18 protein-coding genes are annotated in these 18254 nt (G+C 73.1%); 9 read left to right on the top strand and 9 right to left on the bottom strand.

Going from position 1 to position 18254, the window contains the following annotated elements:
* Both AB0D67_RS24100 and AB0D67_RS24095 read left to right on the top strand, forming a co-directional pair.
* Complete coding sequence (locus tag AB0D67_RS24100; protein ID WP_362939823.1) at window positions 1–2058, top strand: glycosyltransferase; 2058 nt, start codon at window positions 1–3, stop codon at window positions 2056–2058.
* Window positions 2059–2222: 164 nt separating this feature from the next.
* Window positions 2223–2768: a nucleotidyl transferase AbiEii/AbiGii toxin family protein gene (locus AB0D67_RS24095; RefSeq protein WP_362939820.1), complete on the top strand. Its 546-nt coding sequence runs from the start codon at window positions 2223–2225 to the stop codon at window positions 2766–2768.
* A gap of 135 nt (window positions 2769–2903) precedes the next feature.
* Here AB0D67_RS24095 and AB0D67_RS24090 read toward each other — a convergent pair whose 3' ends face one another.
* Window positions 2904–3458, bottom strand: a complete 555-nt coding sequence (locus tag AB0D67_RS24090; protein ID WP_362939817.1) for an NAD(P)H-dependent oxidoreductase — start codon at window positions 3456–3458, stop codon at window positions 2904–2906.
* A gap of 51 nt (window positions 3459–3509) precedes the next feature.
* Window positions 3510–3959: a MarR family transcriptional regulator gene (locus tag AB0D67_RS24085; RefSeq protein ID WP_362939814.1), complete on the bottom strand. Its 450-nt coding sequence runs from the start codon at window positions 3957–3959 to the stop codon at window positions 3510–3512.
* A 325-nt stretch (window positions 3960–4284) separates the two neighbouring features.
* Between AB0D67_RS24085 and AB0D67_RS24080 the strand changes: the two genes are divergently transcribed.
* The 3 genes from AB0D67_RS24080 (at window position 4285) to AB0D67_RS24070 (ending at window position 8454) form a co-directional block, all read left to right on the top strand.
* Window positions 4285–4860, top strand: coding sequence for a dihydrofolate reductase family protein (locus tag AB0D67_RS24080; protein ID WP_362939811.1), 576 nt, complete (start codon window positions 4285–4287; stop codon window positions 4858–4860).
* A gap of 183 nt (window positions 4861–5043) precedes the next feature.
* Entirely contained in the window at window positions 5044–6171 is a 1128-nt protein-coding gene (locus tag AB0D67_RS24075; protein WP_362939808.1) for an epoxide hydrolase family protein, read from the top strand.
* 480 nt (window positions 6172–6651) lie between these two features.
* Window positions 6652–8454, top strand: coding sequence for a DEAD/DEAH box helicase (locus AB0D67_RS24070; RefSeq protein WP_362939805.1), 1803 nt, complete (start codon window positions 6652–6654; stop codon window positions 8452–8454).
* Between the two features lie 156 nt (window positions 8455–8610).
* On the opposite strand, the gene AB0D67_RS24065 is transcribed toward AB0D67_RS24070, so the two are convergent.
* The 5 genes from AB0D67_RS24065 to AB0D67_RS24045 all read right to left on the bottom strand — a co-directional run bounded on the left by AB0D67_RS24065 (window position 8611) and on the right by AB0D67_RS24045 (window position 12990).
* Entirely contained in the window at window positions 8611–10104 is a 1494-nt protein-coding gene (locus AB0D67_RS24065; protein ID WP_362939802.1) for a DUF6297 family protein, read from the bottom strand.
* Window positions 10101–10865 carry a heme ABC exporter ATP-binding protein CcmA gene (ccmA, locus tag AB0D67_RS24060; protein ID WP_362939799.1) on the bottom strand — a complete coding sequence of 255 codons (765 nt, stop codon included), beginning with the start codon at window positions 10863–10865 and terminating at the stop codon, window positions 10101–10103. Before ccmA ends, AB0D67_RS24065 begins: the two co-directional genes overlap by 4 nt.
* Window positions 10866–10920: 55 nt before the next feature.
* Window positions 10921–11376 carry a hypothetical protein gene (locus AB0D67_RS24055; protein ID WP_362939796.1) on the bottom strand — a complete coding sequence of 152 codons (456 nt, stop codon included), beginning with the start codon at window positions 11374–11376 and terminating at the stop codon, window positions 10921–10923.
* On the bottom strand, window positions 11373–11816 hold the full coding sequence (locus AB0D67_RS24050) for a hypothetical protein (RefSeq protein WP_362939793.1): 444 nt from the start codon (window positions 11814–11816) through the stop codon (window positions 11373–11375). Before AB0D67_RS24050 ends, AB0D67_RS24055 begins: the two co-directional genes overlap by 4 nt.
* Before the next feature lie 328 nt (window positions 11817–12144).
* On the bottom strand, window positions 12145–12990 hold the full coding sequence (locus tag AB0D67_RS24045) for an SDR family NAD(P)-dependent oxidoreductase (RefSeq protein WP_362939790.1): 846 nt from the start codon (window positions 12988–12990) through the stop codon (window positions 12145–12147).
* Window positions 12991–13151: 161 nt separating this feature from the next.
* On the opposite strand from AB0D67_RS24045, the gene AB0D67_RS24040 reads away from it, so the two are divergent.
* The 4 genes from AB0D67_RS24040 (at window position 13152) to AB0D67_RS24025 (ending at window position 17199) form a co-directional block, all read left to right on the top strand.
* Window positions 13152–15656, top strand: a complete 2505-nt coding sequence (locus AB0D67_RS24040) for a nitrate- and nitrite sensing domain-containing protein (protein WP_362939787.1) — start codon at window positions 13152–13154, stop codon at window positions 15654–15656.
* On the top strand, window positions 15656–16063 hold the full coding sequence (locus tag AB0D67_RS24035; RefSeq protein ID WP_362939784.1) for a roadblock/LC7 domain-containing protein: 408 nt from the start codon (window positions 15656–15658) through the stop codon (window positions 16061–16063). Before AB0D67_RS24040 ends, AB0D67_RS24035 begins: the two co-directional genes overlap by 1 nt.
* Window positions 16064–16295: 232 nt before the next feature.
* Window positions 16296–16643: a DUF742 domain-containing protein gene (locus tag AB0D67_RS24030; protein WP_362939781.1), complete on the top strand. Its 348-nt coding sequence runs from the start codon at window positions 16296–16298 to the stop codon at window positions 16641–16643.
* Window positions 16624–17199: an ATP/GTP-binding protein gene (locus tag AB0D67_RS24025; protein ID WP_362939778.1), complete on the top strand. Its 576-nt coding sequence runs from the start codon at window positions 16624–16626 to the stop codon at window positions 17197–17199. Before AB0D67_RS24030 ends, AB0D67_RS24025 begins: the two co-directional genes overlap by 20 nt.
* Window positions 17200–17437: 238 nt before the next feature.
* Here the strand turns inward: AB0D67_RS24025 and AB0D67_RS24020 are convergent, their stop codons facing one another.
* Together AB0D67_RS24020 and AB0D67_RS24015 are read right to left on the bottom strand one after the other, a co-directional pair.
* A complete protein-coding gene (locus AB0D67_RS24020; RefSeq protein ID WP_362939775.1) occupies window positions 17438–17809 on the bottom strand; it encodes a DUF742 domain-containing protein in 372 nt (123 codons plus the stop codon).
* Window positions 17806–18192: a roadblock/LC7 domain-containing protein gene (locus AB0D67_RS24015; protein WP_362939772.1), complete on the bottom strand. Its 387-nt coding sequence runs from the start codon at window positions 18190–18192 to the stop codon at window positions 17806–17808. Before AB0D67_RS24015 ends, AB0D67_RS24020 begins: the two co-directional genes overlap by 4 nt.
* Window positions 18193–18254 lie beyond the last annotated feature (62 nt).

Genomic DNA, 18254 nt, shown 5'->3' with positions numbered 1-18254 from the left:
ATGAGTGAGCAGACCCCCGAAGAGCCGAAGTACCAGCGTCTCGGACCGGTCAACTGGCTGCCCGAGGAGCGCAAGGTCATCGAGCGCTACGAAGAGCGCGTCCAGGACCTGGAGCGGCGGCTGGCCATCGCCGAGGCCCGCGCCGAGTACGCCCAGTGGAAGCTGGAGTCGACGAAGGTCCAGCGCCCCTACCGGGTGGCCGAGGCGCTGACCGGGTCCCGCGGGGCCGGGGTGGTGGGTCTGCCGGGCAAGTTGCGCGGCGCGATGCGGCCCGGCCGCGCGCCCAAGGCGCCCCGTCCGGTGTCCGAGGTGATCGAGGAGGTCTCCAACCGGGGACCCGTCGTGGACGTGCCGCAGGTGAAGTGGCCGGCCGGACCGGTGAACCGGCCCGACCTCAAGGTCGCGGTCATCCTCGACGACTTCTCCCGCATGGCGTTCAAGTACGAGTGGGACCAGATCGAGTTCGGGCTGCGCGACTGGCCGGAGATCTTCGCCGAGCGGCGGCCGGACATCCTGTTCGCCGAGTCGGCCTGGCACGGCAACCAGGGCCGCTGGCGCTACCAGATGACCGGGACCAACGCCCCCAAGCCGGAGCTGCGCGCGCTGGTCGAGTGGTGCCGCGCCGAGGGCGTCCCGACGGTCTTCTGGAACAAGGAGGACCCGCCGAACTTCGACTTCTTCATCGACACGGCCAAGCTGTTCGACTACGTCTTCACCTGCGACGGCGACATGGTGCCGCGCTACCGCGAGGTGCTCGGGCACGACCGGGTCGACGTCCTGCAGTTCGCGGCCCAACCCCGGGTGCACAACCCGATCCAGGAGAAGCAGGGCCGCATCCACGACGTGGTCTTCGCGGGCATGTACTTCCGCGACAAACACCCCGAGCGCCGCGAGCAGATGGAGACGGTCCTCGACCCGATCCGCGAGCTGGGCCTGCACATCTTCGCCCGCAACGGCACGGTGGACGAGAAGTACGCCTGGCCGGAGAAGTACGTCCCGCACATCGTGGGCGAGCTGCCCTACGACCGGATGCTCGCCGCGTACAAGATGTACAAGGTCTTCCTCAACGTGAACTCGGTGCTGCACTCGCCGACCATGTGCGCCCGGCGGGTCTTCGAGCTGTCGGCCTGCTCCACACCGGTGGTCTCCGGCTGGTCCCGGGCCATCGAGGAGACCTTCGGCGACCTCGTCCCCATCGCCCACGACGAGCTGGAGTCCTACAACAACGTCCTGCACCTGGTCAACAGCCCCGAGCTGCGCGCCCGCCGGGGGCACCTGGCCATGCGCGAGGTCTTCGACAAGCACCTGTTCACCCACCGGGTGGACCAGATCCTGGGCTTCCTCGGCCGGCCCGTGCAGCCCCGGACGCGGTCCGTCTCGGTGGTGCTGCCGACCAACCGGGCCTCGCAGCTCGAACACGCCATCTCCTCGGTGGCCCGGCAGATCCACCGCCCGGTCCAGCTCGTCATGGTGCTGCACGGCCTGGACATCGACCCGGTCGTGGTCGCCGACAAGGCCCGCATGGCGGGGGTCTCCGACGTCGTGGTGCTGGCCGCCGACGCGTCGATGTCGCTGGGCGCCTGCATGAACATGGGCATCGCCGCGGCCGAGGGCGAGCTGATCGCCAAGATGGACGACGACAACCTGTACGGCGAGCACTACCTGTCGGACCTCGTCCGCGCCTTCGACTACTCCGACGCCGAACTGGTCGGCAAGGGCGCGCACTACGCCTACTTCGAGTCCACCAACACCACGATGCTGCGCATGCCGGGCCTGGAGCACCGCTACGCCTGGCTGGTGCAGGGCGGCACCTTCCTCGGCAGGGCCGAGATGTTCCGCCATTACGGCTTCGAGGACGTCACCCGGGGCGAGGACACCCGGCTGGTGAAGCGGCTGAAGGAGGACCGGGTCAAGATCTACTCCACCGACCGGTTCAACTTCGTCTACTGGCGCAGCGGCGACCCGGCGATGCACACCTGGCAGCCCGACGACCACAAGCTCACCCGAGGCGCCCAGTTCTCCTTCGTCGGCCGCCCCGACGACCACGTGATGATCTGACCCCGGCCGCCCCGCAGGCGATTCGGTGAATCGCTGGCACTGGCGGCCCTCGGTCGCTATCTTCGCCGCGAAGGGCCCGGCGGAGTCCGTGACCTCCGAGAAGTCGCCAATGACCTCGGCGCACTGTCGATCATTCGTCCCGCTATCGAGGCGGTGCCGGCCTGATGCCGAACCCCACCCGTGACACTACGGCTGGTCGTATCTATAACGACCTGCGCAACCTGGCTCGTCGCACCGGGCGGTCCACCGATGAGGCCATGATCGAGTACGTGCTCGAACGCTTCCTCTACCGAGTCAGCCTCTCCCCGTCCGGTGGACGACACTTCGTCCTCAAAGGCGGCCTCCTGCTCGCTCAGTTCGGCGCACGCCGTATGACCCGTGACATCGACATCCTGGGATGTGCGTTTCGCAACGACGAAGCCGAGATCATGCAGAGAATCGCGACCATCGCCGCCACCGAAGTAGACGACGGTGTCGAGTTCGATCCCGGCACCCTCAAGACCGTCCCGATCCGAGTGGACGAGAAATACAACGGATTGCGCCTGACAATGACCGCGGCGATCGCCCGCGCGCGCCTCAAGCTGCAGCTGGACGTCAGCTTCGGGGATCCGGTCACGCCGAATCCTCAGACCCGGACCTCTTCTCCGACGTCGTGTCGATCGTCACGGCCTTCGCGGATCCTCTCCTCATCGGTGATGCGGCAGTCCTGACCTGGAATCCCGAGTTGAATGCCTGGTCATGAACACCGAGTGACCCTTCAGGGGATCTGCCGGGCTCGTCGGGGAACGATTCAGTGACAGAGCCCGGACCTGCCCCGTCTCCATGGGCGGTATGGAGCATCCTTCTCAGAGCCGGACGGTCCGCAGGGCGTTCCCCCAGGCGATGAGCTGGTCCAGCATGCGGGTGACCGCGTCCTCCTGGTGAGCGGCCGGTTTGAAGACGCTGAAGTGCTCGAAGTCGGTGGCCAGCGTGAGGGAGACCTGTGCGCTCACGTCGGCGACCTGCAGCTCGCCCATGACCAGGCGCAGGTGCTCCACCGCCCGGATCCCGCCGAAGACGCCGTAGCCGACGAACCCCGCCGCCTTGTTGTGCCACTCGGCGTACAGGAAGTCGATGGCGTTCTTCAACGCGCCGGGGATCGAACGGTTGTACTCGGGCGTGACGAACACGTACGCGTCGAACTCGGCGATCTTGGCGGCCCACCGCCTGGTGTGCGGCAGGTCGTACCGCCCCATCGCCGCCGGTGACGCCTCGTCCAGGTGCGGCAGACCGAACTCCTTGAGGTCCACGAGCTCGAACCGGGCGTCGCCGCGCTTGACCGCGAGGTCGTGGACCCATTGGGCCACGGCTTCTCCGTTGCCTCCCGGGCGTGTGCTTCCGGCGATGATCGCTACGTTCATCACGGCTTCCTTCTCACTTCGGTGAATGGTCACGGACGGGTGGTCGCCGCGTCAGGGCAGGTCGCTGTCGCCGCCCAGGTTCTCGATCATCCGGCGCAGGACGTTCAGGGCGACCGCGTACTCCTCCGGGGAGACGCCGTCGTGCGTCCGCTCATGTGTGCGCCTGGCACGTTCCTGCGCGCGCGAACGCCCGGACCGCCCCGCCTCGGTGAGGGTCAGCACGCCTGACTCCTCGACCAGCCATCCCCGGTTCAGCAGGTCGTCGTAGACACCGTCGAAATCGGTCCCCTGGTCGTCGAAGGGCGCCAGCCGCTCGGTGAGCCGGGCCCGGGTCCACTCCCCGGGGGCCTTCTCGACGTGGTTGAGGATCCACCAGGCCGGCTGGTTGAGCCGCTCGACGGCCAGATCCGCCCTGATGCGCCCGACCACGGTGCGGTACGCCTCGCCGCTCCAGTAGCCGATGGGCTGCGCGGTGAGTTCGGCCAGCGTGTATTCCCTCATGACAGGGCTCTTCCTCCTCGATGGGACAGGCGGAGATCACGCTAGAATCTCAATGACGCTTGAGGTCAAGCCGGAGCCGCGACGGAGTCCGCGCCGGGGACGGTGACCTCGCGACGCGCATCCGGAGGTCCAACGGTCACCCACCTGCCCGCGGCCTCGGACGAGGCCGCGCCCGCCGCCGCACGGGAGGCCCCGGCGCGTGAGGACGCCGGGCTCGCCGCCGCGTGGAAGGCCCGGCGGGCGGCGATGAGTTCCGGGCTCCCCAGCGGTCGGTATGGCGGCACATCCGCATCCCGCGGATGTGAACGACCTCCGGGAGTTCTGAATGAGCACCGTCATCCTGCACGTCACCATGTCCCTGGACGGCTTCGCGGCCGGGCCGGACGTCAGCCCCGAGAACCCGATGGGCGTGGGCGGCCTCCGCCTGCACGAGTGGGTCTTCGGGGCCGCGGACGACGAGGTCGACTCCGCGGTGATCAAGGAGCTGTCCGCCGCCACGGGGGCGGTGGTGCTGGGCCGGCGGACGTTCGACGTCGGTGTCGGCGTCTGGGGCGACACCCCCTTCCCCGCCGCCTGCTTCGTCGTGACGCACCGGCCCCAGGACGACCTGGCGATGCGGAGCGGGACCTTCACCTTCGTCGGCGACGGGGTCGAGAGAGCGATCCGGCGGGCCCGCGCGGCGGCGGGCGGCCGGAACGTCAACCTCATGGGAATCGACGTCGCCCGCCAGGCCCTCTCGGCCGGCCTGATCGATGAGATCCACCTGCAGGTCGCGCCGGTGCTGCTGGGCGGCGGCCGGCGGTTGTTCGAGGAGCTCGGCACCGGTCCCGTCGAGCTGGAGCGTACGGCGGTCGCCGCTTCGTCGCGCGTGACGCACCTGCGCTTCCGCGTCGTACGGTGACCGGCGGTGGGAGGCGGGATCCGGCACCCTGCCTCCCACCGCCCGGCCCACGGTTCGATCCCCCTTTCAGAAGGGCCGGGCCGCCGGCAAATTGTGGAATGAAGCGTTCCGTTCTGCTATAGTTGGAACAGAACGATCCGCTCCGCAGGGCGGGTCGGTGAACCGCGAGAGAGGCACGCCGGCATGACGAGCACCGAGATCCGCCGCTTCCACATCGACGTCCCGCAGGCCGACCTCGACGACCTCCGCGACCGGCTCCGCCGTACCCGCTGGAGCGGCGAGATCCCCGGCGCGGGCTGGAGCCGGGGTGTGCCGGTGGACTACCTGAAGGGGCTCGCCGGCCACTGGGCGGACGGCTACGACTGGCGCGCCGCCGAGGCGAGGCTGAACGAGCTCCCGCAGTTCACCACCGAGGTCGACGGCCAGACCATCCACTTCGCCCACGTCCGGTCCGACGCCGCCGACGCGCTCCCGCTGCTGCTCCTGCACGACTGGCCGGGATCCTTCACCCAGTTCACCGAGGTCGTCGAGCCGCTGGCCAAGGACTTCCACCTCGTCATCGCCTCGACCCCCGGCGTCGGCTTCGGCGGGCCTCTCACCGCCCCCGGCTGGAACACCGGGAAGATCGCGAGCGCGTTCACCGAGGTGATGGACCGTCTCGGCTACGACCGCTACGGCGTGCAGGGCGGCGGCGGGGGCGCCTGGATCGCCGCCGAGATGGGCCGCCAGGCCCCCGGGCGCGTCGTCGGGATCCACCTGAACGGGCTGGTCACCTTCCCCTCCGAGGACCCCGCCGACTTCGCCGGCCTGACCGGGGACGAGCAGGAGCGCCTGGCCCGGCTGCAGAACTTCCGCGACGACATGATGGGGTTCAACGTCATCCAGTCCACCCGCCCGCAGACCCTCGCGTACGGCCTGCACGACTCCCCCGTCGGGCAGCTCGCCTGGATCACCGAGAAGTTCAAGGAGTGGACGGACGCGGCGGCCGAGCTGCCCGAGGACGCCGTGGGCCGCGACGACCTGCTGACGAACGTCAGCGTCTACTGGTTCACCGGCACCGCCGGCTCCTCGGCGAACCTCTACTACGAGATGGCCCACGACCCGGCGGCCTGGGCTCCCAACGGTCGTGGCACCGTCCCCACGGCCGTCGCCCTCGCCCGCAGCACCGACATCACGATCCGCCGGTTCGCCGAGCGCGACCACAACGTCACCCGGTGGACCGAGTTCGAGCGCGGCGGCAACTTCCTGTCCCTGGAGCAGCCGGAGGCGCTGGCCGGCGACGTCCGGGAGTTCTTCTCCGCCCTGCGCTGACCGGGCGGTGAACGTCCCGGTGCCCGGCCCTCCCCGGCCGGGCGGTGAGCGCCCCGGTGCCCGGCCCTCCCGGCCGGGCACCGGGGCGCCGGGGTTTCGGGCCTCATCGGGACACCCGTCCCGGACGAACCCACGGCGAGGTCAACTAGGCTGGGACCACCGATCCGGAGTTCGCCGCCGATGTCGTCTGTTCGACGTTCGTCCGGCGCGCGGCCGGGCATGTCATGGGAAACGCACCCTGACCCGCCCGTCACCGCCGGATCGGCGGCGCCGGTCCCTTGAGGTGGGACCGGCCGACGGGTCCACCGGCGTTCGCGCCCGGCCGCTCACGACGGCCGCCGTCCGGGGAGGCGCGCCGTGACACACCGGTGAAACCGGCGGTCCGGCGACGCCCCGAAGACGGAGCATGCGGTCACGGGGTGGAACTTGTCGTCACCGTGAGCCCGTGCGCGTCCGTCCAGGAGTGAGGAAACCCGAAGCATGACCACCCCGAACACCGCCCCCGCGTCCGACGACGCCGCCATCCCGTCCGACGCCATCCCGTCCGACGCCATCGCGTCCGACGTCTCCGCGCCCGACGCCTCCTCGCCCGACGGCGCCGCGACCGGTTTCGCCGAGCTGGAGCTGCGGCCCGAGATCCTGCGCGCGCTCTCCGGCCTGGGCTACGAGGAGCCCACGCCGATCCAGCGGGAGGCGATCCCGCCGCTGATGGAGGGCCGTGACCTGCTCGGCCAGGCCGCGACGGGCACCGGCAAGACGGCGGCCTTCGCGCTCCCCGTCCTCCAGAGCCTCGACCCCGAGGTCGAGAGGGAGGACCCGACGGCGCTGGTGCTGGTGCCCACCCGGGAGCTGGCCGTACAGGTGTCGGAGGCGTTCCACCACTACGGCCGTGAGCTGGGCGCCCGCGTCCTGCCGATCTACGGCGGGCAGCCGATCGGGCGGCAGCTCCGCGCGCTCGACCGCGGGGTCGACGTCGTGATCGCCACGCCCGGACGCGCGCTCGACCACATCGGCCGCGGCACGCTCCGGCTGTCGAACCTGCGCATGGTCGTGCTGGACGAGGCCGACGAGATGCTCGACATGGGGTTCGCCGAGGACATCGAGGCGATCCTCCAGGAGACCCCCGAGAACCGCCAGACGGTGCTCTTCTCCGCCACGATGCCGCCGCGCATCAACGGCATCGCCCGCCGCCACCTGCAGGACCCGGTCCGGATCGAGATCGGGCGGGAGGCGCCCGCGCCGGGTGAGTCCCCGCTGGTGCGGCAGACCGCCTACATGGTCCCCCGGGCGCACAAGCCCGCGGCGCTCGGCCGCCTGCTGGACGTGGAGTCGCCCACCGCCGCGATCGTCTTCTGCCGTACCCGCGACGAGGTGGACCAGCTCACCGAGACCCTGAACGGCCGCGGCTACCGCGCCGAGGCCCTGCACGGCGGGATGGGCCAGGAGCAGCGCGACCGCGTCATGGGACGGCTGCGCAGCGGCACGGCCGACCTGCTGGTGGCGACCGACGTGGCCGCGCGCGGCCTCGACATCGAGCAGCTCACCCACGTGGTGAACTACGACGTGCCCTCCGCGCCCGAGGCGTACGTGCACCGGATCGGCCGGGTCGGCCGGGCCGGACGCGAGGGCGTGGCCATCACCCTCGCCGAGCCGCGCGAGCACCGGATGCTCAAGACCATCGAGCGGGTGACCAAGCGCCGGATCCCGGTCGAGAAGGTGCCGACCGTGGCGGACCTGCGCGCCCGGCAGCTGGAGATGACGCGCGCCGCGCTGCACGAGAGCCTGCTGGAGGACGACTTCGACCGCTTCCGCGTCGTGGTCGAGACCCTCACCGACGAGTTCGACATCATGGAGGTGGCCCTCGCCGCGGTGAAGCTGGCGCACGAGGCCAGCGGGGCCGCCGCCGACGAGGAGGAGATCCCCGACGTCACCCTCCGGGCCACCGAGGGCCGGGGCCGCCGCGACGGCACGGGCCGCGACGGCGGGCGGGACAGTGGCCGGGACGGCGGGCGCGAGCCTCGCCGCGGGCCGCGGGCCGCGACGGGCGGGATGACCCGCCTGTTCGTCGGCGCCGGGCGCAGCGCCGGCGTCCGACCCCAGGACCTGGTCGGTGCGATCGCCGGTGAGACGGGCCTCAGCGGGCGGGACATCGGGGCGATCGAGATCTTCGACCGCTTCTCCCTGGTGGAGGTCCCCGACCCGGCGGCCGAGCAGGTGATCGCGGGCCTGCGGGGAAGCACCATCAAGGGCCGCCGGGCGACGGTCCGCCGCGAGCGCTACTAGGTCCCCGGCCTCCGGGCCCGGGTGCGGGCCTGCGCCCCGGCACCCGGGCCGGGGCGGGTACCGGCGGTCTCGTCGGCCCCGGCCCCGGCCCGGCAGTGGACGCCCGGCCCTCGCGTCTCCTCGGCCCCGCCGGACAGACCCCGGCCCGGCCGGTCCTCAGTCGCCGCGCCTCGCGCGGAGCAGGTAGGCGGTCAGGACCGCCGCGCCGGTCAGCACCTGCCCGGCCAGGAACGCGCCCGGCCCGGCGGAGCCGCCGGTCAGCGCCGCCGCCAGGGGCAGGCACCCTGCCACGGCCAGGTCCGCGCCGGTCAGACCCCACAGCAGCGGTCCCGTGGGGACCGCGCCGCCGCCGGTGTCGATCACCGGCATCGAATGGTCGACGGGCCGTCTGCGGGCCATCCGCAGCGCGCCCGCGGCCAGGGCGGGCGCCGCGGCCGCGCCCAGGAGCCACCACGGGCCCGCCGGGAGCGCGCCCGTCAGCGTCAGCCCGCCCAGGGCGACGGCCAGCCATCCCGCGCCCAGCAGCGCCGGGAGCAGCGCCCTGGCCGCCAGGACCGACCGGAACCTCGTCCCGAGGAGCCGGGCGAGGGCGGGGTCGTCACCGTCGCGGCGCGCGCCGGAGACGCCGGACGCCGCGGCGGCCAGCCCGCCGGCGAGCACCGCCGCCGCGGTCAGCGGGGTGAGCCCGCCGGACGCCCGCGCGACCAGGGCGGGCAGTACGGCGGCGCCGAACAGTACGGCGAGCCGCCCCGGCCGCCGGGCGAGCCTGCGCCAGTCGTGCCACGCCGTCGCCAGCGGGGCCGGCAGCGACGGCCACGGACGGGACCGCAGGCGGCGCCCGCGCCAGTGGGCCTCCTCGGCGATCCAGGTCAGCACGCTTGGATCCAGTCCTTCGGCCGCCCGTGTCACGTGCCCGGCCCGGGTGGAGGCTCCGAGCACGGATCGCGCGGGCATCGCCGCCGTCGCCGCGCGGGCCCGCCGTACGAGCAGCGCGGCCACGGCGGCGGACGCCGCGGCGAGGGCCGCGCCGTACGCGGGGGGAGCGGAGGAGACGGCGAGCAGCCACCGTCCCGCGCCGCCGAGCAGCGCGACCGCCGCGGCCGCCACCACCGTCACGGCGACGGCGGCCTGCAGCCACGAGTCCCAGGCCTGCGACGCCTGGGCCGTCACGGCCGCGGCCATGCCCGCCGCGCTCGCCGCGAGGCCGAGCGCCACCGCCGCGGCCAGCCGTACCGCGGGCTGGCCGGGCGCCCCGAGCACGGCGAGCGCGACCACTCCCAGCGCGATCCCGACCGGCACGCAGACCATCGCGAGGACCCGCGCCGTCCGCCCCAGCACGGCCCGCCGGTCCAGCGGGGACAGCAGCAGCCAGGAGGCGTCCGGCGCGGGCAGGACGACGGGACCGGCGGCGCGGGCCAGGGCGAGGAACCCGGCGTAGGCCAGCAGGACCAGTGCGGTCCCGGCAGCCGCCCGCGACGGGTCGCGCGGGTGGCCGAGCGCGGCCAGCGCCGACGAGAGCGGCTCGGCGAGGACCGCGAGGAGCATCACCAGTCCGAATCCGGCCACGTAGCGGTCCGACCAGCTCATCCGTCCGCGCCGGGGGCGGGCGAGCGCGCGCACGGCCCGGACCGTGGCCGCGCCCTCGCTCATCGGGCCCTCCTCGCCGCGCGGCCGCCCGCCGTCCCGCCGGTACGGCGGCCCGCCCGGCGTCCGGGATTCCCGCGGGTGACCGGACCGCCCGCCGGGCCGCTCACAGCCGGGCCGTCCGTCGCCGGAGCGTCCGCGACCGGGGCGTCGGTCAGCTCGACGCGGCGTGCTCCGGTGGCCTCGGCGAACCCGGGGTCGTGGGTCGCCGTGACCACCGTCCGCCCCTCGGCCGCGTAACCGGCCAGGAGGGCCGCCAGGCGCTCGCGGAAACCGGTGTCGAGCCCGCGTTCCGGCTCGTCGAGCAGGAGCAGCCGGCTCGGCCGGAGCAGCGCCGCGGCGAGGGAGAGCCGCTGGCGCTGGCCGGTGGACAGGTTCTGCGGCACCGCGTCGGCGCGGTCTCGCAGGCCGAAGGTCTCCAGCGCCTCCTCGACGTCTGTCCGCGGGGCGGGATGGACCGCGCGCACCAGCTCCAGGTGCTCTCTCACCGTCAGCCCGGGGTACCAGGCCGGCTCGTCGGCGACCAGCACCACCTCGCGCCAGAAAGCGGGTGTGTCGCGGGGCGGGCCGCCGAGGACGGTGATCTCTCCCTCGTCGGGAGGTTGCAGGCCCGCCAGGCAGCGCAGCAGGGTCGACTTGCCCACGCCGTTCTGGCCCGTCACGGCGATGATCTCCCCCGCCGCGGCCGTCAGTTCGACGCCGCGCAGCACCGGGTTGCCGCCGAGGGCCACCCGCAGGCCGCGGAGCGTGATGATCGGTTCGGTCACCGTTCGACCCTAGCCAGGGACGGGGTACGGCGCGCTCCGGCCGGCGGACGAGGGTTCAGTCTCCGCGACCCGGACGGCGGAGGAGGGTGGCCAGCAGGAGGACGACGGCGGTCTGGACGAGCGCGCCCGAGGCGAAGGGCGGCGCGGGCCCCACCGTCTCGCTCACGGCGTACCACCAGCGGGTCGGCTGGGGGAGGCGCTCCCAGGTCGCGGCGTACCGCTGGTCGAGGAAGCCCGTGTCGTAGTTGGCCGCGACGTGGAAGTAGACGCCGAGCGCCCCCACCGCCAGCGCGATCACCGACAGCGTCCGGACCACGGCGACCGCCCGCCGGGAGTCGCTGAGGGCCGCGATCACCAGCCCCGCCGTCAGGAGGACCAGCGCCCCCCAGGGAGGAAGCTGGTTCCACGCCTGCCAGTGCCGCTCGGCGGCGAGTTCGAGGCCGGTGCCGAGGACGCTCACCGCGACCAGGGCGAGGAGGCCGGGGCGCAGCCAGGCGGACCGGTCTCTCAAGGCTGGAGCACTGAGATGATCTTGTCGATCGTCTCCTGGCCGGGGTTGTACTTGGCGAGTTCCTCGCGGAGCTTCGTGAAGTTCCGGTCGTCGGCGGGGTACGGCCGGTACTCGACGACCTCCTTCGCCCACCGTTCGGCGTTGGGCACCCCGGCGGCCCGGAGCGCGGTGGCGATCTGGCTCTCACCGGCGGTGTTCGCCGACACCTTGGCGGGCTGCGAGCTCGGGGCGCCGCTGGGGACACCGCCGGGCGCCCCGGCGGAGGCGGAGGCAGAGCCGCCGGGCGCGGAGGTGGCCGTGGGAGCGGTCGTGCCGCTGCCCGTCGTGGCGGCGGGGGCGGAGGCGGTGGGGCCGCCGCCCGGCTGCTCTCCGCCGCACGCCGTCAGAGAGACCAGGGCGGCGAGCGCCACCGTGACCCAGATCGTTCTCCTGACCTCCATGCGAAATCCCCCGCGTTCCCTGTGAATTCCCCGTGCGATGCCGATGCCGTGTCAATCATGAGATTGCCAGCGCCGGATCCGGAGAACCTTCGCGAAGGGCCAAGAGCGTCTGAGGATGCGGTCATCAAGCCGGGCCGGGTCCGGGTGCCGGGGACACGTCCGGCACCCGGGGCCGCACCGGACCCCGTCGCGGCCCCGGCGGCCGGTCCAAACGGCCGGTCCAAACGGCCGGTCCAGACGGCCGGTCCAGGCGGCCGGTCCAGGCGGCCGGTCCAGGCGGCCGGTCCAGGCGGCCGGTCCAGGTCCGGTCGCGCCGGGTTCGCCCGCTTCAGGCCGGCTGGTCCAGGCCGACGGCGGCGGCGCTGGCGTCCCAGAGGGCGCGGGCCAACTCCGGATCGCTCATCCCCCGGGGGACGGCGGCGGGGGCGCGGTCGGCGAAGTAGCGGCCCGGGTGGTCGGCGCCGTCCGGGTGGGTGGCGAGGTGGACCATCGTGCTCGCGCCCTCCTCCGCCGTCCGTCCCACGCCCGGGACGTGCATCACCAGCCACATCAGGAACGTTCCCGGCGCGAAACCCGTCTTGATCACACCCGGGTGGAAGCAGGTGGCGCTCACCCCGGTCCCCGCCAGCCGCCGGGCCAGCTCCACGGTGAACAGCGCGTTGGCCTGCTTGGAATCGCCGTACTGCAGCCAGCCGTTCCACTTCCGCCGCTCGCGGTCGAGGTCGGCGGGGTCCAGGCGGCCCGACCTGCCGGCCCGGGACGAGGTGGTGATCACCCGGCCGGTCACCCGGTCCAGCAGCAGGTTCGTCAGGAGGAAGGGGGACAGGTGGTTGACCTGCATCATCGTCTCGTGGCCGTCGCGGGTGAGCGTCCGCCGAGTGGTCATCACGCCCGCGTTGTTGATCAGAACGTCGATGCGCGGGTAACGTGAGCGCAGTTCTGCGGCGAGCGTCCGGACGTCGTCGAACGAGGCGTAGTCGCACGTCAGCGTGTCCGGCGTGGCGCCTGCGCCGGCATCCGGGCCGGAGGCCGCCGCCCGGCCGGCCTCCTCGGCCACCTCGGCCAGCCGTCCGGCGTCGCGGCCGACCAGGACGAGCCGGTGCCCGCGGCGGGCCAGCTCCACCGCGGCGGCCGCGCCGATTCCGGCACTGGCCCCGGTAATCACACTAATCATCAGATCCTCCACTGCGCCGAAACCTTAATCGGTGCTAGTCTCCTGTGCGATCTTCCGGAGGCGCATTCCACCCCAGATTCAGTCACGAGCCTCCACATACTCACAGGTTGGGACGAGTGGGCATGGGCTCTGGAAACCGATCCATTCGGTTCAGGATCGTCTTGCTGCTGCTCCTGCCCCTGGTGTCGCTCAGCGCCCTGTGGGGCTTCGCCCTCAACCTGACGGTCGGCGACGGTGTCGCCCTCTTGCGGTCCTACGACCTCTACCAGGGCGTCGGGATGGCCTCCACCGAACTAGGGCTCCAGATCCAGGCCGAACGGACCCAGGCGTCGGTGGCGATCAGCTCCGGGGTCATCACGAGTGTGACCGGTGAGCAGCGCGGCCGTACCGACCGGACGGCGGAGGCCTTCCGGAACGCGGCCCTGACCGCCGACTCCGGCGGCCCGGAGACGAGCGCCGCGCTGGACGGCGTGCTCCGTCAGCTCGACCGGCTCCCCGGCATCCGCGCCGGCATCGACGGCGGGCAGCGGGACCGGCTGAACGCCCTGACGCAGTACAACCAGATCCTGGACTCGGTCTTCCTGCTGTACGACCGGCTCGTCGCCGTGCCCGATCTCGGCATCTTCCGGCAGGCCGTCGCCATGCAGTCGATGGGCAACGCCCGGGAGATGATCGCCCGGGAGAACGCCCTGGTCAGCGGCGCCCTGATCGACGAGCGACTGTCCCGGCGGGAGCGGGAGGCCTTCGGCGAGTACGTCGCCACCCGCAGGTTCCTGCACACGCGCGGCCTGGCGTCGCTGGACGGCGAGCTGGCCGGGCCGTACCGCGACGTCTTCGCCTCCCCGGCCTTCAAGAGGTTCACCGAGCTGGAGAGGGCCGTCGTCGCGGCCCCCGGCGACCGCCTCCCCGTCGAGCTGGACACCTGGAAGGCGACCGTCGACGGCCTGTCGGCCTCGCTCGACCAGCTCGGCGTCTCCGCCTCCGCCGTGCTGTCCGACCGGTCCGCGTCGGTGGCCACGGGCATCCTGGCCCGGATCGCCGTCGCCGGCGGTGTCGGCCTGCTGGCGGTGATCGCCTCCATCGTCATCTCGGTCCGCTTCGGCCGCCGGCTGTCCGGCGAGCTGGCCGGGCTGCGGTCGGCCGCGCTCGACCTGGCGGACGTGCGGCTCCCGCGCCTGGTGGAGCGGCTGCGGCTCGGCGAGAAGGTGGACGTGCGCGCCGAGACCCCGCCGATCGAGACCGCGGGCGACTCTGCCGAGGTCCGCGACGTGGCCCACGCGTTCGACTCGGTACGGCGCACCGCCGTCGAGGCCGCCGTCGGCCAGGCCGACCTGCGCCGCGGCGTCAGCCAGGTCTTCGTGAACCTCGCCCGCCGCAAGCAGGGGCTGCTGCACCGCCAGCTCACCCTCCTGGACGGCATGCAGCGCCGGACGAACGACCCGGACGCCCTTGAGGACCTGTTCCGGCTGGACCACCTGACCACCCGCATGAGGCGGCACGCCGAGAGCCTGATCATCCTGTCCGGCGCCGCGCCGGGCCGGACCTGGCGCAACCCGGTGCCGGTGCTCGACGTCGTCAGGGCCGCGCTGGCCGAGATCGAGGACTACCGGCGGGTCAAGGTGACGCCGATGCCCGCCGCCTCGGTCGACGGGGCCGCGGTGGCCGACCTCACGCACCTGCTCTCCGAGCTGATCGAGAACGCCACGGTGTACTCGCCGCCGCAGACCTCGGTGACCGTGCGCGGCGACGTGGTGGCCAACGGGTTCACCGTCGAGGTGGAGGACCGCGGCCTGGGGCTCAGCGCCACGGAGTACGCGATGGTCAACGAGCGGCTGGCCAGCCCGCCGGAGTTCGACCTGGCCGACAGCGACCGTCTCGGCCTGTTCGTGGTCGGCCAGCTCGCCGCCCGGCACGGCGTCCAGGTCACCCTGCGCAACTCGCCGTTCGGCGGCACCACGGCGATCGTGCTCATCCCCCGGGCGGTGCTCGCCGAGACCGACTCGCCGCTCGCCCCCGCCGTCGCCCGCGGCCCGGAGGCGCCCGCGGGCGACGCTCCCCGGGCCGTCGCGCCGTCCCCGCTCACCGCGGCGGGCGGCGCCCGCCAGAACGGCGGCCGGCCGAACGCGGGCCGCCAGGGCGGCGGCCTGCCCCGGCGGACGAGGACGACGTCCAGGCCCACCCCCGGCGGCGTTCCCGACGGCTCCCCCACCGGACGGCCGCCCCTCGCCGCGCCGACGCTGACCGTGGTGCCCGGCTCGCCCGTCCCGGAGACGGCCCCCGGGACGGATCCCGGGCAGACCCGGGAGAGCGCCCGCCGGGCCGACGGGACCGGCGAGGAGCGTGCGGGGCGGGCCGCCCGCAGGGCCGCCACCGCGGAGACCGCCGCCACCGCCGGGGACACCGCGGAGACCGCCGCGGGGAGCGCCACGGAGACCACCGGCCCCCGGGAACTGCCCCGCCGGGTCCGGCAGGCCAGCCTCGTGCCGCAACTCCGGCAGGAGACACAGGCGCCCGCCCCGCCGGAACCCGAACCCGACCCGCCCGCCGAAGGCCGCTCGCCGGACGAGGTGCGGGCCCTGTTCTCCGCCTTCCAGGCGGGCACGCGACGGGCACGCGAGGAGAACGAAGACTTGGCACACCACACGACAGCCGACAAGAGGGACTGATGACCGGGAAGTTCACCAACACCGGCGAGTTGAACTGGCTCCTCGACGATCTGACGAGCCGGGTGGCCGCGGTGCGCCAAGCTGTGATCCTGTCCACCGACGGCCTGGCCGTGGGATTCTCCAAGGGCCTCAGCCGGGAGGACGCCGAGCACCTGTCGGCGGTCGCGGCCGGGTTCCAGAGCCTGGCGCGCGGGGCCGGCCGCCATTTCGGCGGGGGCGAGGTGCGCCAGACCATCGTGGAGATGGAATCGGCGTTCCTGTTCGTCACCGCCGCGGGGCAGGGCACGTGCCTCGCCGTGCTGAGCGACTCCGACGCCGACGTCGGCCACATCGCCTACGAGATGGCGATGCTGGTCAAGCGGGTCGGTCCGCACATCTCCACGCTCCCGCGCCAAGGTCTCTCGTGAGCGAGCGGGACACCGGGCGCGGCGTGCCGGGCGGTCGTCCCGCGACCCGCTTCCCGTGCGGCCGCGCGGCCCGCCCGCCGTACGGCCGGGCCATGGCCCGCGTCCGGCACGGCCTCCGCGCGATCCGCCCGCCGTACGGTCACCGTGCGGTCCACGGCCGCCGTGTGATCCACACGCCGTACGGCCGGCCCGCGGCCCGCGCGCCGTACGGTCACCGAGGGGAGCGGCCGTCATGACGCGGTGGATGGACGAGGAGGCCGGGCCCGTGGTCCGGCCGTACGCGCTGATCGGCGGCCGGACCCGGTCGTCCGGTGACGCGCTGGACCTGGTCTCGATGATCACCGCCTCGGGAACGGCCCCGTCCGACGGGTTCGTCCCCGGACCGGAGCAGGAGCGGATCCTCTCCCTGGTCACCACGGCGACCTCGGTCGCCGACATCGCCTCCGACCTGGACCTGCCTCTCGGCGTGGTCCGGGTCCTCCTCGGCGACCTGCACGACCACAAGCTGATCTCGATAGGGCGCGCCTCGGCGAGCGAGCGCATTCTCAAGGAAGTGATCAATGGACTTCGAGCCCTCTGACGAACCAGTCGCGCTCAAGATCCTCATCGCGGGCGGCTTCGGGGTGGGCAAGACGACGCTGGTCGGCTCGATCAGCGAGATCCGGCCGCTCCGGACCGAGGAGGTGCTCTCCGACCGCGGCATCGGCATCGACGACGTCGAAGGCGTGGAGGGCAAGCACACCACCACGGTCGCGATGGACTTCGGCCGCATCACGATCCGGGAGGGCCTGGTCGTGTACCTGTTCGGCACCCCCGGGCAGGAGCGGTTCTGGTTCATGTGGGACGAGCTGTCCTACGGCGCGCTCGGCGCGGTGGTCCTCGCCGACACCCGGCGGCTGACCGACTGCTTCCCCTCGATCGACTACTTCGAGCAGCGGGGCACGCCGTTCATCGTGGCGGTCAACTGCTTCGACGACGCCGAGCAGTACGAGGCCGAGGAGGTGCGCTCCGCGCTGGACCTCGACGAGGACGTGCCGGTGCTGCTGTGCGACGTGCGGCGCCGCGCCTCGGCCAAGACGGTCCTGGTGACGCTCGTCGAGCACTCCCTGAGGGTCCTGACGGCCGACCAGCACTGACGGATCGGGCGCTCCACGCGGATCGGGCACTCCACGAAGGCGCCGGCGGCCGGCCGGCGCCGCCGGGCCGCGCGCCCGACGTCCCGCGCGCCCGCCGTCCCGTCCGCGTGGCCGGGTCGGGGACCGGCGTGAACGGGCCCGTGGCCCGCACTCCCGTCGCGGACCGCCGTTCCCGCCGTTCCCGTCCGCCGCCCCCACCGTCCCCGCCGCGAGGGCGCGGACGGGCTCCCGGACGGGTTCAGAGCGCCCGGAGGCCGTTGATCACTTCCTGCAGGAGGCTCGTCACGGGCGGCGTGGCGGCCGGGACCGGCGACCGCACCAGGACGAGCCCCTGGTCCAGCAGGTCGCCCAGCAGCACCCTGACGACCCCCATCGGCAGCCCGGCCTCCGAGGCGACCTCCGCGATGGGCCTGGTCCGGCGGACCAGGCCCAGCAGCCGCCGGTGCTCCGACCCCAGGTGAGCGGCGGTGGTGGCCGCCGCGCCGGTCGCCAGCACCATCGACAGCACGTCGAACGAGGCCGAGGAGGCGCGCGTGCGCCCGCCGGTTAGGGCGTAGGGGCGGACGACCGGCCCGGCCTCCTCGTCCACCCATTCGACGTCGTCGCTCATTGGCCCGCCCGGGGGGCCGTGGCCATGTGCTGGCCGACCCGGGTCACCAGGCGGGCCATCTCGTAGGCGATCAGGCCCACATCGGCGGCGCCGGTGGTCATGACCGCCAGGCAACTGCCCTGGCCGGCCGAGGTGACGAAGAGGAACGCCGAGTCCATCTCCACCATCGTCTGCCGGACGGCTCCGCCGCCGAACTGCAGGCTGGTCCCCTTGGCCAGACTCTGGAACCCGGAGGCCACCGCCGACAGATGGTCGGCGTCCTCCTTGCTCAGCTCCCGCGAGGAGGCCATCATCAACCCGTCGTTGGACAGGATCAGCGCGTGCGAGACGTCCGCCACGCTCGTGACGAAGTCATCCAGAAGCCAATACAGCTCACCCGGCACGTGGTAAAACCCCTTCCCCTGTGATGGTCGCGCTCGTTCGCGTGTCTACGCCGGCCGCCGGC

Source organism: Streptosporangium sp. NPDC048047, assembly GCF_040653115.1.
Taxonomy (GTDB): domain Bacteria; phylum Actinomycetota; class Actinomycetes; order Streptosporangiales; family Streptosporangiaceae; genus Streptosporangium.
This window is presented reverse-complemented; position numbering and strand designations above follow the sequence as displayed.

Excerpts from the sequence above, each read along its gene's own strand:
- AB0D67_RS24100 (WP_362939823.1), top strand. The coding sequence starts at position 1 with ATGAGTGAGCAGACCCCCGAAGAGCCGAAGTACCAGCGTCTCGGACCG.
- AB0D67_RS24095 (WP_362939820.1), top strand. The coding sequence starts at position 2,223 with ATGCCGAACCCCACCCGTGACACTACGGCTGGTCGTATCTATAACGAC.
- AB0D67_RS24090 (WP_362939817.1), bottom strand. The coding sequence starts at position 3,458 with ATGAACGTAGCGATCATCGCCGGAAGCACACGCCCGGGAGGCAACGGA.
- AB0D67_RS24085 (WP_362939814.1), bottom strand. The coding sequence starts at position 3,959 with ATGAGGGAATACACGCTGGCCGAACTCACCGCGCAGCCCATCGGCTAC.
- AB0D67_RS24080 (WP_362939811.1), top strand. The coding sequence starts at position 4,285 with ATGAGCACCGTCATCCTGCACGTCACCATGTCCCTGGACGGCTTCGCG.
- AB0D67_RS24075 (WP_362939808.1), top strand. The coding sequence starts at position 5,044 with ATGACGAGCACCGAGATCCGCCGCTTCCACATCGACGTCCCGCAGGCC.
- AB0D67_RS24070 (WP_362939805.1), top strand. The coding sequence starts at position 6,652 with ATGACCACCCCGAACACCGCCCCCGCGTCCGACGACGCCGCCATCCCG.
- AB0D67_RS24065 (WP_362939802.1), bottom strand. The coding sequence starts at position 10,104 with ATGAGCGAGGGCGCGGCCACGGTCCGGGCCGTGCGCGCGCTCGCCCGC.
- AB0D67_RS24050 (WP_362939793.1), bottom strand. The coding sequence starts at position 11,816 with ATGGAGGTCAGGAGAACGATCTGGGTCACGGTGGCGCTCGCCGCCCTG.
- AB0D67_RS24045 (WP_362939790.1), bottom strand. The coding sequence starts at position 12,990 with ATGATTAGTGTGATTACCGGGGCCAGTGCCGGAATCGGCGCGGCCGCC.
- AB0D67_RS24035 (WP_362939784.1), top strand. The coding sequence starts at position 15,656 with ATGACCGGGAAGTTCACCAACACCGGCGAGTTGAACTGGCTCCTCGAC.
- AB0D67_RS24030 (WP_362939781.1), top strand. The coding sequence starts at position 16,296 with ATGACGCGGTGGATGGACGAGGAGGCCGGGCCCGTGGTCCGGCCGTAC.
- AB0D67_RS24025 (WP_362939778.1), top strand. The coding sequence starts at position 16,624 with ATGGACTTCGAGCCCTCTGACGAACCAGTCGCGCTCAAGATCCTCATC.
- AB0D67_RS24020 (WP_362939775.1), bottom strand. The coding sequence starts at position 17,809 with ATGAGCGACGACGTCGAATGGGTGGACGAGGAGGCCGGGCCGGTCGTC.